The following is a 12,278-nucleotide window of genomic DNA, read 5'->3' as shown; positions in this document are numbered from 1 at the left end:
ACAACTGACCACCCGTCGCCGGGAGTCCGGACGTATTCGCCGTTCGGGCTCCCAACCGGTCCGTCCGGCGTAAGGATTCGAGCGGGAGGGCTACCGTGTCGCCATGTCGGTCCCCGAACTGATCCAAATCGTCTCCCGCGACTCACCCATGGCGCTCGCCCAGGCAGAGCGCGTACGGGGCGAGTCGGCGGTCGTCCTGCCCGGTGTGCGCACCGAGGTCGTCCCCATACGGACCACCGGGGACAAGTGACTGCGCGACCTGTCGCTGCGGGCCTGCGTCTTCGCACCGGGCGGCGAGGTGTGGCCGAACGCCCACGAATGGGCGGACCGGCTGGATCCGGCGACGCTCGGCACCTCCGTCGCCGTGGCCCTGCTGCGTCAGGGCGCCCGCGAGATCATCGACGGGATCGCCCACTGACGGCGGATCAGGCGGTCCCCTCCTCCGCCTGGCCCCGGAGGAACGCGCTCAACTGGTGCGCGAGGCCCTCCCTGACCCCGCCCCCCGGTGTTCCGGCGGTCCCGTCGTGCACGGTGAGGGCGCCCGACCACAGACGGCGGCCGGTCCACTCCTCGTCGGCCCGCAGCTGGACCTGGACGTCGACATGGCTCAGGGACGCCTCGGGGGCGGCCGCGTAGAGCACGGCGGTGGCGCGACGCAGCGGATAGACGTCGAAGCCCTCGATGAACTGTGAGTTGCGCCAGTCGATGAACGCGCTCTCCCCGTCGGGACCGACCCGCACGTCGACCTGACCGTCCTCGAGATGAATCCCGAATTTCCGCTCACCGCGGTTCTCGACGGTCACCCGGACGCTGAAGTACGTCAGTCCTTGAGCTGCGTCGTCCCGTCCCCTGGGCGGTTCGCCCGATTCCAGACGGTGGACGCGGACCCGCAGACCGGCATGCTCGTCGTACTCCCGCCAGTCCCCGACCACGTTCGGCTCGTACACGGTTCACCTTTCCACTTCCGTCGCTGCTTCCTATCCGTGGGCTCCCGGCACTGTCAAATGAGCGGAATGCACCGTGGTCAGGCAGTTCATCCCCTCTGATCGCTGATCAAGCGCTGCGCTGGAACAATCCGCCGGACCGGCCGCCCGGCCCGGACCGCGGCGTGCCGCACATCACGTTCCGTGCCGTGATCACATGGCGGGCCCGGGGGCGGCCGTGCCGCCTGCGTACGACGCGGGCCCACCCGCGGCCCGGCCACCGACCGGCTTCCCCGACCTTTCCTGAGTTTCACCCAATGAATTTCCATGACTTCGCAGCGTACGTTTCCCGCACATTCCCGACCCGAAATTCGGGAAACCGTTTCATCGGCGCAGCGCGGGGGAATGGAAAGGCCAGTGCTTCGGACCGGAGGCACGACCGTGGGAACCGGCTCGCCACCCCCGGGGTCTCTTCTCCGTACGGTCCGAGCCCGCGCTCCCACGGTGCCCGTCGACCCGGCACCTGCTCAGGGAGGTGCGCGTCATGCGTATCGCCGGCAGCACCACGAAGCCGCATCCCCACCACGACGCACCCGACACCGCCGAGGACTTCGTCCGCCTCGCCCGGCTGCCCGAGGGCCCCGAACGCAAGGCGCTGCGGGACGAGCTCGTCCGTTCCTGGCTGCCCATGGCCGAGCGGATCGCCGTCCGCTTCCGCGGGCGCGGTGAGGCTCTGGAGGATCTGTACCAGGTGGCGGCCCTGGGCCTGGTCAAGGCGGTCGACCACTACGATCCGGCGCGCGGCAACGCCTTCGAGGCGTACGCCGTACCGACCGTCACCGGCGAGATCAAGCGTCACTTCCGGGACCACATGTGGACCCTGCACGTCCCCCGCCGGGTCCAGGATCTGCGCAACCGGGTACGGCACGCCGTGAAGGAACTGGCGCAGACCACTCCCGGACGGGCCCCGACGACCGCCGAGATCGCCGCGTACGCGCAGCTGACCGAGGACGAGGTACGCACCGGCACGGAGGCCCTCGAGTGCTTCTCCGCACTGTCGCTGGAGGCGGAGATGCCCGGTACGGACGGCTACGCGCTCGGGGACTCGCTCGGCGGCCCGGACCCCGCCTACGACACCGTCGTCGACCGTGTGGCGGTCCGGCCCTGCCTCGAGGCGCTTCCGGAGCGCGAGCGGCTCATCCTCTATCTGCGGTTCTTCCGGGGCATGACGCAGAGCAGCATCGCCGAGCTGCTCGGCATCTCGCAGATGCATGTGTCCCGGCTGCTCAGCAGCTGTTTCGCCCAGGTGCGTGAGGAGCTGCAGACGGAGGCCGGCTGATCCGGTCCAGGGCCTTCCCCAGCTCAGCCCCTATCTCCGGCGGCAGCACACCGGTGCTTCCCCAGCCGACGATCGTCCCGGCGATGTCGCGAAGTTTGACGTTGGTGTGCTGGGAGACCTCCTTCAGCACCGTCCATCCCTGATCGGGCGACACCCGTCCGAGTACGACGATCACACCGATCGCCTGATCCACCACCGCGTGCGAGACGATCGCCTCCTTCAGCTGCTGCACCTCTTCCTCCAGCCGGAGGATCCGGTCCGCGTCCGCGTCCCCGTCCGTGGGCATGGTCACCTCCGGGTCCGGTGTGTCGCTCTCGCGCTGTCTTCACCCAGTGCTCGGGTGCCTTCACAGAGGGTCCTTCCCCTCCATCGTCGTCACTCGTCCCGTCCGGTGCCACCTGGACCTCCCGAAGACGCCCCGGTCACCGTTTCGGCACCCTCACCGGGGTACTCGGCAGGCGCCCGGAGCGGTACAGGCCGGACACTGGAGTCCTGCAGATGGCTGCCAGGCCGACGAGATCAGGACGCGACTGCCATGAACCACGACATGCCCTCCCCCGCCGGCACGACGGACGTCTTCTCCACCCACTCCGTGTACGGGACGCCCTGCTGGGTGAGCCTGACCAGTCGCGACATCAAGACGACCGAGGCTTTCTACACGGCCGTGCTGGGCTGGCGATGGCGCCCGGCCCGGCTGGGCGAGCGCTTCAGGATCGCCCTGATGGACGGTGCGCCGGTGGCCGGCCTCGCCGGGGTGGCCGACATGTGGCGGATGGCCGTGGCCTGGACCCCGTACTTCGCCGTGCGCAGCGCGGACGAGGCGGTGTCACGGGTGCAGGAACGCGGCGGCACCCTGGCGGTCGGCCCCCTCTCCCTGCCTCCGGGGCGCGCGGCGCTGCTGGCCGACCGGGACGGCGCGACCTTCGGCGTCTGGCAGGGCGAGCTGTTCACCCACTGGCTCAGCTGGCGCCAGGCGCAACCCGCATTCGTCAGGCTGCACACCCGTGACGCCTTCGACGCCGCGATCTTCTACGGCGAGGTCTTCGACTGGGGTGCGGCGGGGCCCGGCCGCACCGAGGTCGTCTACGAGGGCGACGAGGTGGTGCTGCGCAGTGACGGGCACGTGGTCGCCTGCATCGAGTCGGGGGCACTGGGGTCGGCCCCCGATCCGGCGATCCGGCCGCGCTGGCAGGTCCACTTCACCGTGGCGGACGTGGCCGCGTGCGTCCGCGCCGCCGAGCGGCACGGCGGCAGTGTGCTGGCCCTGCGGGACGACGAGGCCGTGCTGCGTGACAACGAGGGCGCCCAGTTCACGGTGACCGCGCGCCACGTTCGCGGCCCCGGACCCGCGGGCGGACCGCCGACGGAGTGGGAGACGGAGTAGGACAAGAGCAGGGCACCGGACGTGGGCGGGCCTCCCGAGCGGTGTGTCCGGGAGGTCCGCCCGTGTCTCATTCCGCGGTGTACGGCGGCCTGGACAGCAGCACCAGGCTGCGTGGTCCGACAGTCAGCCGGGTGCCCGCCTTGTGCTCCGATTCGTCGGGGACGCCGTCCGGGTCGGTGGTGTCGATCAGCGCCGTCCAGCGCTCACCGTAGGCGGCCGCCGGGAGGCGGAAGTCCACCGGTTCCCAGTGGCTGTTGAGCAGCAGCAGGAAGGAGTCGTCGACCAGGCGCCGTCCGCGCGGATCGGGTTCGGCGATGGCGTCGCCGTTGAGGAAGACGCCGACGCTGTGGGCGTCGGAGCGCTGCCAGTCGTCGTCGGTCATCTCCTCGGCGTTCGGCAGCAGCCACGCCAGGTCGGGCAGGTGCCGGCCCGCGCGGCGCGCGCTCTCGCCGCGGAAGAAGCGGCGCCGCCGCAGCACGGGGTGGGCGATCCGCAGGGCGATGACCCGCCGGGTGAAGTCCAGCAGGGCGCGCTGCTCGTCGGTCGGCCGCCAGTCTATCCAGGAGATCTCGTTGTCCTGGCAGTAGGCGTTGTTGTTGCCGCGCTGGCTGCGACCCAATTCGTCGCCGTGGGAGAGCATCGGGATGCCCTGCGAAAGGAACAGCGTGGCAAGGAAGTTGCGCTGTCGGCGGGCCCGGAGTTCGAGCACGGACGGGTCTTCGGTGTCGCCCTCGACGCCGCTGTTCCAGGACCGGTTGTGGCTCTCGCCGTCCCGGTTGCCCTCGCCGTTGGCCTCGTTGTGCTTGTCGTTGTACGAAACGAGGTCGCGCAGGGTGAAACCGTCGTGCGCGGTGACGAAGTTGACGCTGGCGCGCGGCCGTCGCCTGCTGTGCGCGTACAGGTCGGAGGAGCCGGTGAGCCGGGAGGCGAACTCGCCGAGCGTGTGCGGCTCGGCGCGCCAGAAGTCCCGTACGGCGTCCCGGTACTTGCCGTTCCACTCCGACCACAGCTGCGGGAAGTTGCCCACCTGGTAGCCGCCCTCACCGACGTCCCACGGCTCGGCGATCAGCTTGACTCGGCTGATCACGGGGTCCTGCTGGATGAGGTCGAAGAACGCCGACAGCCGGTCCACCTCGTGGAACTGCCGGGCCAGCGTGGCCGCGAGGTCGAAGCGGAAGCCGTCGACATGCATCTCGGTGACCCAGTACCGCAGCGAGTCCATGATCAGCTGAAGTACGTAGGGGTGGCGCATCAGCAGACTGTTGCCGGTGCCGGTGGTGTCGTAGTAGTGCGACCAGTCACCGTCCACCAGCCGGTAGTACGAGGAGTTGTCGATGCCGCGGAACGAGAGGGTGGGGCCCTTCTCGTTGCCCTCGGCGGTGTGGTTGTAGACGACGTCCAGGATCACTTCGAGCCCTGCCCCGTGCAGGGTCCGCACCATCGCCTTGAACTCGGCGACCTGCTGGCCGCGGGTGCCGTGGGCGGCGTAGGCGTTGTGCGGGGCGAAGAAACCGATGGTGTTGTAGCCCCAGTAGTTGGCCAGGCCGCGGCTCTGCACTACACCGTCCTGAACGAACTGGTGCACCGGCATCAGTTCCACCGCGGTGACGCCCAGCGAGGTCAGGTGGTCCACCACCGCCGGGTGCGCCAGACCGGCGTAGGTTCCGCGCAGTTCGGCGGGGACGTCGGGGTGGGCGCGGGTCATGCCCTTGACGTGGGCCTCGTAGATCACCGTGTCGGCGTACGACCGGCCGGGCCGGCTGTCGTCGCCCCAGTCGAACGCCGGGTCGGTCACCACCCCCAGCATGGTGTGTCCGGCGCTGTCGGCCCGGTCGGGGCCGTCGGGCCGGCGCTCGTAGAGCGAGGGGTGGTTGTCGATCTGCCCGTCGACGGCCGTGGCGTACGGGTCGAGCAGCAGCTTCGCCGGGTTGCAGCGGTGCCCGGCCGCCGGTGCCCACGGCCCGTGCACCCGGTAGCCGTAGCGCTGGCCGGGGCCGATACCTGGCAGGTAGCCGTGCCACACGGACCCGTCGACCTCGGTCAGCGGGACGCCCGTATGCCGGCCGGCGTCATCCACCAGGACGAGTTCGACGCGTTCGGCGACCTCGCTGAACAGCGCGAAGTTGGTGCCCTCACCGTCATGGACCGCACCCAGCGGGTAGGGGCACCCGCTCCACGCGGGCGCCCCTTTCCGGTTGTTCCGTCGGGTCACCGGGCCGCCTCCAGAAGGCCGGCCGGGGTGCGCACCAGGCCGGTCAGCTGGGCGACGCTGAGCCCGCGGGGCAGGTCCAGGCCCTCGCTGGCCCTCGGGTCGGGCGCGGTCGGCACCAGCGGGACGCGTTCGCCGGCCCGGCCCGCCGCGAGAACCAGATGACCCTGCTGCCGGCCTCGGTCGCACAGCAGCCCCAGCCGTCGCTGCTGGCCGCGATGTGCTCCAGGCAGCCGCGCAGTTCCTGGTCGGGGCGCAGCGCGCGGTCGTGGTCCCCGATGGCGGTGATGAGGTGCTGACCGTTCCACCACATCTCGATCGACGTGTTCTTGTCGGTGGCGTGCTCGTCGATGGCGTGCAGCAGCATCTCGGTGCCGCGGCAGACGGGCTCCATCAGGTTCTCCAGGTCCCAGTGCCGGAGGTGGGCGGCCAGAATGCGGCTGACCTGCCCCACCCGCTCCGGGCTGACTTCCACGTCGAGGTGGTAGTAGCAGGGCACGGTGGTCTTCATCGTCGTTGGCTCCTCACCGCGAAGCTCCCGATTTCCCCTCGCCCCTGCGGGACGAGCCCCGAACACGAAACGTGAGCAGTTGGTGCTCCTGGGTCACCATCAGCGTGACCCGGTTGGTCCATCCGTGCAACACGAGCGCACGTTGAGGCGTCCGGGGCGCCAGTTGAGCATGATTCATCCCACTCCGAGCCTCGCCGTCGAGCCGCGTCCGGCCTGTGTACCGACCCGCCTTAATGGTTGAAAATCCAACAAGACGCGGAGTTACCGAACATGCACCATGTGTGAATACCCTCGATCACCGTCACGGGCCCGTGCCGCCGTACGCACGGCCGTCACCCTGCCGTCGGGAGTACGTGCCCCATCGAGCCACGGAAAGGAGAACGGCGCCATGCTGCTACCCGCCAGAGCCGAAGTCGCCCGGCAGTTGCGTCGCTACCGGGCCTGGGAACGCGTGATGCTCGCCGCCCCGACGGATCGCACGGTCCGCACCACGTTCGAGGACTCGGGATACACCCTCTGTGTGCTGATGGGCAAGCGCTGCGCGCGGGAGGCGGCCGACGCCGCCGAACGGTACCTGCGTACCAGTCCCGTCACCCACCTGCAGGAACAGGACGAGTGGTCGCGTCCGGCCGTGAACGAGTGGCCCGGTCCGGCGGCGAACGACAGGCTGCGTCCGGCCGCTCCTGCGAGACGGGGCCCGCCGTCGATCGAGCGGCGCTCCCCGGCGGGAAGGTAACGGACCTTCCCGCCTCAGTTTGGTCCCACGACCGGGCGCGGGCCCGGCGTCGAGCACGGCGGAGGTGCAGACCCATGAAGACGACGCGGGCCATCGGACGTATTCCCGTACGGGACGTCCGGCCGGCCGTCGAATGCGGCAGACGGCCGGCGAAGGCCGTCGTCGGTGAGACGTTCGAGGTGACGGCCACCGTCTTCCGTGAGGGACATGACGCGGTGGCCGCCAATGTCGTCCTGAAGGATCCCGAGGGCCTGCCGGGGCCGTTCACGCCGATGCGGGAGCTGGCGCCGGGCACGGACCGGTGGGGGGCGGAGATCACCCCGGACGCCGCGGGCCGGTGGACCTACCGCGTCGAGGCGTGGGGGGATCCCATCGCCACCTGGCGCCGCCACGCGCGGATCAAGGTGCACGCGGGCATCGACGCCGGTCTGGTGCTGGAGGAGGGCGGCGACCTGTACAAGCGGGCCGCCGCCGGAGTGCCCAAGGGCGACGGCCGCTCCGTCGTGCTCGCCGCGGCGAAGAGGCTCCACGACGACTCCCTGCCCTGCGCCACCCGGTTGGCGGCGGCGTTGACGCCGGAGGTGGACGCGGTACTGGCCCGCTACCCCCTGCGGGAACTGGTCACCGCCGGCGACCCGATGCCCCTGCTGGTGGAACGCGAACGGGCCCTGTACGGCTCCTGGTACGAGTTCTTCCCCGCTCCGAGGGCACCCCCACCACCCCGCACGGCACCTTCCGCACCGCCGCCCGCCGGCTGCCCGCGATCGCCGCCATGGGCTTCGACGTCGTCTACCTCCCCCCCATCCACCCCATCGGCACCACCCACCGCAAGGGCCGCAACAACACCCTCGACGCCGGCCCCGACGACGTCGGCGTGCCCTGGGCGATCGGCTCCCCCGACGGCGGCCACGACGCCGTCCACCCCCAACTCGGCACCCTAAAGGACTTCACCTGGTTCGTCGGCCAGGCCGCCCGCCACGGCCTGGAGATCGCCCTGGACCTCGCCCTCCAGTGCTCCCCCGACCACCCCTGGGTGCACCACCACCCGAACTGGTTCCACCACCGCCCCGACGGCACCATCGCCCCCGCCGAGAACCCGCCCAAGAAGTACCAGGACATCTACCCCCTCGCCTTCGACGCCGACATGGACGGCCTGCTCGCCGAGACCTGCCGGCTGCTGCGGCACTGGATGTCCACCGGGGTACGCATCTTCCGGGTGGACAACCCCCACACCAAACCCGTCGTGTTCTGGGAACGCGTGCTGGCCGACATCAACCGCACCGACCCCGACGTCATCTTCCTGGCCGAGGCCTTCACCCGCCCCGCGATGATGCACACCCTGGCCCAGAGCGGCTTCCAGCAGTCCTACACCTACTTCACCTGGCGCACCACCAAACAGGAACTGACGGAGTACCTCACCGAACTCTCCGGGGACGCCGCCTGCTACATGCGGCCCAACCTGTTCGCCAACACCCCCGACATCCTGCCCGCCTACCTCCAGCACGGCGGCCGGCCCGCCTTCGAGGTCCGCGCCGTCCTCGCCGCCACCCTCTCCCCCGCCTGGGGCATCTACAGCGGCTACGAACTCTGCGAGAACACCCCGCTGCGCGAAGGCTCCGAGGAGTACCTGCACTCGGAGAAGTACCAGCTCACCCCGCGCGACTGGGACACCGCCGAACGCCACGGCCGCACCCTCACCCCCCTTCTCACCCGGCTCAACACCATCCGACGGGCCCACCCCGCGCTGCGCGCACTCAGAAACCTCCGCTTCCACGACACCGACAACGACGCCGTCCTCGCGTACAGCAAGCGCAGCGGGTCCGATGCCGTGCTGGTGGCCGCCAACCTCGACCCGCACCGCACCCAGGAGGCCACCGTCTCGTTGGACATGCCGCAACTCGGCCTGGACTGGCACGAGTCGGTGCCGGTGCGCGACGAGCTCAGCGGCGAGACCTACCACTGGGGCCGGGCCAACTACGTGCGCCTAAAACCGGGCGGCGCGCATGTCCTGCACGTCCAGCGCCCGCCCGCCGCACAGCGAACCGGAGGGGCAAAAACGCCATGACCGTCAACGAGCCCGTCCCGGACACCTTCGAGGACACACCGGCGGGGGACCGCGACCCGAACTGGTTCAAACGGGCCGTCTTCTACGAGGTCCTCGTGCGCTCCTTCCAGGACAGCGACGGCGACGGCATCGGCGACCTGAAGGGGCTGACCGCCAAACTCGACTACCTGCAGTGGCTCGGCGTCGACTGCCTGTGGCTGCCCCCCTTCTTCAAGTCCCCCCTGCGCGACGGCGGCTACGACGTCTCCGACTACACCGCCGTCCTGCCCGACTTCGGCGACCTCGCCGACTTCGTGGAGTTCACCGACGCCGCCCACCAGCGCGGCATGCGCGTGATCATCGACTTCGTCATGAACCACACCAGCGACCAGCACCCCTGGTTCCAGGAGTCCCGCAAGGACCCCGACGGCCCCTACGGGAACTTCTACATGTGGGCCGACGACGACAGGGGCTACCCGGACGCGCGGATCATCTTCGTCGACACCGAGGCCTCCAACTGGACCTACGACCCGGTGCGCGGACAGTACTACTTCCACCGCTTCTTCTCGCACCAGCCGGACCTCAACTACGAGAACCCGCGGGTCCGGGAGGAGATCCTGGCGGCCCTGCGGTTCTGGCTGGACCTGGGGATCGACGGTTTCCGGCTGGACGCGGTGCCCTACCTGTACGCGGCCGAGGGCACCACCTGCGAGAACCTGCCCGCCGCGCACGCGTTCCTCAAGCGGGTGCGCAAGGAGATCGACGCGCAGTACCCGGACACCGTGCTGCTGGCGGAGGCCAACCAGTGGCCGGAGGACGTCGTCGACTACTTCGGCGACTACCGCGCCGGCGGCGACGAGTGCCACATGGCCTTCCACTTCCCGGTCATGCCCCGCATCTTCATGGCCGTCCGCCGCGAGTCGCGCCACCCCGTCTCCGAGATCCTCGCCAAGACCCCCGCCATCCCCTCCGGCTGCCAGTGGGGCATCTTCCTGCGCAACCACGACGAGCTGACCCTGGAAATGGTCACCGACGAGGAACGCGACTACATGTGGGCCGAGTACGCCAAGGACCCCCGCATGCGCGCCAACATCGGCATCCGCCGCCGCCTGGCCCCGCTCCTGGACAACGACCGCAACCAGATCGAACTGTTCACCGCCCTGCTGCTGTCCCTGCCCGGCTCGCCGATCCTCTACTACGGCGACGAGATCGGCATGGGCGACAACATCTGGCTCGGCGACCGCGACGCCGTGCGCACCCCCATGCAGTGGACCCCCGACCGCAACGCCGGCTTCTCCTCCTCCGACCCGGGGCGGCTGTTCCTGCCCACGATCATGGACCCGGTCTACGGCTACCAGGTCAGCAACGTCGAGGCGTCCATGGCCTCGCCGGCGTCGCTGCTGCACTGGACCCGCCGCATGATCGAGATCCGCAAGCAGAACCCCGCCTTCGGCCTCGGCTGCTACACCGAACTGCCGTCGTCGAATCCGGCCGTCCTCGCCTTCCTCCGCGAGCACGAGGACGACCTGGTTTTGTGCGTCAACAACTTCTCCCGCTTCGCGCAGCCCACCGAGCTCGATCTGAGTGCCTTCGAGGGCCGTCATCCGGTCGAGCTGTTCGGCGGGGTCCGCTTCCCCGCCGTCGGCGCACTGCCGTATCTGCTGACCCTCGGGGGCCACGGCTTCTACTGGTTCCGGCTCGCTCGAGCCGCATCCCGATCCCGCATCGGCCGACGACTGTGAGCGTGCGCCGACGAGAGGAGGCGTCACCGTGACGAAGACCGCATTCCTGCGACCGCGTAGCGCACCCGCCGAGCCCATGGAGTCGTTCACCGGGCTGCTGCGCGAGTGGCTGCCGGGGCAGCGCTGGTTCGCCGGCAAGGACCGCCCCGTGGCCGACCTCCATGTGCTGTCGATGACGGAGCTGTTCCCGGCCTGTCTGCATCTGCTGGTCCACGCAGGCCACGGCGGCGTGCCCTCCCCCGGCAACACTCCTCCCGCCGGTGACTGCTACCAGCTCCTCCTCGGCGTACGGGAGCACCCGTCGCCGCGCCTCGGCCGGGCACTCATCGGCAGGGTGCAGGACGGGCCGCTGACCGGACGGACGGTCTACGACGCCCTCCACGACCCGCGTTCGACCCAGCTACTCCTGGAACGGCTGCGGTACCCCGGCACGACCGGCCCCCTGCACTTCGAGCGCGACGCGGCCCAGCCGGGGCCCGGCGCCGGGCTGGTACCGCGCCTGCTGGACGCCGAGCAGTCCAACTCCTCGCTGGTGTACGGCGAGGAATTCATCCTGAAGGTCTTCCGGCGGATCCAGCCCGGAGTCAACCCGGATCTGGAGGTACCGGGTGCGCTGTCCCGGCAGGGCTGCCACCGGGTCCCCGCCCCGGTGGCCTGGTTGCGTACCACGCATCCGTTCAAGGCGACGCTCGGCGTCCTCCAGCCGTTCCTGCGGGGCGCCTCCGACGGCTGGACGCTGGCCCTGGACGCACTGGCCTCCGGTGACGACTTCGCCGCCCAGTCGCACGCCCTCGGCCGGGCCACGGCGGACGTGCACCTGGCGCTGGCCTCGGCCTTCCCCGTCGGTGGACCCGGGGAGAACGGACTGACGGCGACGGCGATGACCGAGCGGCTGACGGCAGCCGCGCACTCCGTCCCCGTGCTCCAGCCGTTCGTACCCGGCCTGAAGGCCGCGTTCGCCGCGCTCGCCCTCTGCGGCCCCGGTCCGGCTGCCCAGCGCATCCACGGTGACCTGCACCTCGGGCAGGTGCTGCGGGCCGGACGCGACTGGTTCGTCATCGACTTCGAGGGCGAGCCGTCCCGGCCGCTCTCCGAGCGGCGCAGCGCCCACTCCCCCCTGCGGGACATCGCCGGGATGCTGCGCTCGTTCGACTACGCCGCCCGCCAACGGCGCCCCTGGCGCCCTGAGTGGGCGCGCCGCTGCCGCGAGGCCTACTGCGCGGGCTACGCGGCGCGCTCCGGCTGGGACCCGCGAAAGAAGCACGGCCTGCTCCGCGCCTACGAGACGGACCGTGCCGTGTACGAGGTGCTGTACGAGGCCCGGCACCGACCCGACTGGCTGCCCGTACCCATGGCGGCGATCGAGCGCCTCGCCGTGAGAGGAGACTGA

The 12,278-nt window shown here is 70.4% G+C and carries 9 protein-coding genes and 3 pseudogenes; 8 read left to right on the top strand and 4 right to left on the bottom strand.

Annotated elements, in window-relative coordinates; translation table 11 throughout:
- Positions 1 to 103 precede the first annotated feature (103 nt).
- Both WJ438_RS36230 and WJ438_RS36225 read left to right on the top strand, forming a co-directional pair.
- Entirely contained in the window at positions 104 to 250 is a 147-nt protein-coding gene (locus WJ438_RS36230) for a hypothetical protein (RefSeq protein ID WP_406728936.1), read from the top strand.
- Positions 251 to 256: 6 nt separating this feature from the next.
- Positions 257 to 418 (top strand): annotated as a pseudogene (locus tag WJ438_RS36225) (hydroxymethylbilane synthase); the annotation flags it as partial.
- A gap of 7 nt (positions 419 to 425) precedes the next feature.
- Here the strand turns inward: WJ438_RS36225 and WJ438_RS36220 are convergent.
- Positions 426 to 947 carry a hypothetical protein gene (locus WJ438_RS36220; protein ID WP_406728935.1) on the bottom strand — a complete coding sequence of 174 codons (522 nt, stop codon included), beginning with the start codon at positions 945 to 947 and terminating at the stop codon, positions 426 to 428.
- A 520-nt stretch (positions 948 to 1,467) separates the two neighbouring features.
- On the opposite strand from WJ438_RS36220, the gene WJ438_RS36215 reads away from it, so the two are divergent.
- Positions 1,468 to 2,262 (top strand): RNA polymerase sigma factor SigF, encoded by a 795-nt coding sequence (locus tag WJ438_RS36215; RefSeq protein ID WP_406728934.1) that lies wholly within the window; start codon positions 1,468 to 1,470, stop codon positions 2,260 to 2,262.
- Here the strand turns inward: WJ438_RS36215 and WJ438_RS36210 are convergent.
- On the bottom strand, positions 2,210 to 2,548 hold the full coding sequence (locus tag WJ438_RS36210; protein WP_406728933.1) for an ANTAR domain-containing protein: 339 nt from the start codon (positions 2,546 to 2,548) through the stop codon (positions 2,210 to 2,212). The genes WJ438_RS36215 and WJ438_RS36210 overlap by 53 nt on opposite strands.
- 249 nt (positions 2,549 to 2,797) lie before the next feature.
- Between WJ438_RS36210 and WJ438_RS36205 the strand changes: the two genes are divergently transcribed.
- Positions 2,798 to 3,646: a VOC family protein gene (locus WJ438_RS36205; protein ID WP_406728932.1), complete on the top strand. Its 849-nt coding sequence runs from the start codon at positions 2,798 to 2,800 to the stop codon at positions 3,644 to 3,646.
- Positions 3,647 to 3,713: 67 nt separating this feature from the next.
- Here WJ438_RS36205 and glgX read toward each other — a convergent pair whose 3' ends face one another.
- Positions 3,714 to 5,858, bottom strand: a complete 2,145-nt coding sequence (gene glgX, locus WJ438_RS36200) for a glycogen debranching protein GlgX (protein ID WP_406728931.1) — start codon at positions 5,856 to 5,858, stop codon at positions 3,714 to 3,716.
- Positions 5,855 to 6,366: pseudogene (locus WJ438_RS36195) on the bottom strand (pep a2). The gene glgX and the pseudogene WJ438_RS36195 overlap by 4 nt, the downstream one beginning before the upstream one ends.
- Positions 6,367 to 6,754: 388 nt before the next feature.
- Here WJ438_RS36195 and WJ438_RS36190 point away from each other — a divergent pair.
- The 4 genes and pseudogenes from WJ438_RS36190 (at position 6,755) to WJ438_RS36175 (ending at position 12,278) form a co-directional block, all read left to right on the top strand.
- Positions 6,755 to 7,102 (top strand): DUF5133 domain-containing protein, encoded by a 348-nt coding sequence (locus WJ438_RS36190; protein ID WP_406728930.1) that lies wholly within the window; start codon positions 6,755 to 6,757, stop codon positions 7,100 to 7,102.
- 74 nt (positions 7,103 to 7,176) lie between these two features.
- A pseudogene (locus WJ438_RS36185) lies at positions 7,177 to 9,167 on the top strand (alpha-1,4-glucan--maltose-1-phosphate maltosyltransferase).
- Positions 9,164 to 10,888 carry a maltose alpha-D-glucosyltransferase gene (gene treS, locus WJ438_RS36180; protein ID WP_406728929.1) on the top strand — a complete coding sequence of 575 codons (1,725 nt, stop codon included), beginning with the start codon at positions 9,164 to 9,166 and terminating at the stop codon, positions 10,886 to 10,888. Before WJ438_RS36185 ends, treS begins: the two are co-directional and overlap by 4 nt.
- 28 nt (positions 10,889 to 10,916) lie before the next feature.
- On the top strand, positions 10,917 to 12,278 hold the full coding sequence (locus tag WJ438_RS36175; protein WP_406728928.1) for a maltokinase N-terminal cap-like domain-containing protein: 1,362 nt from the start codon (positions 10,917 to 10,919) through the stop codon (positions 12,276 to 12,278).

Source organism: Streptomyces sp. GD-15H (assembly GCF_045291515.1).
Lineage (GTDB): Bacteria > Actinomycetota > Actinomycetes > Streptomycetales > Streptomycetaceae > Streptomyces.
This window is presented reverse-complemented; position numbering and strand designations above follow the sequence as displayed.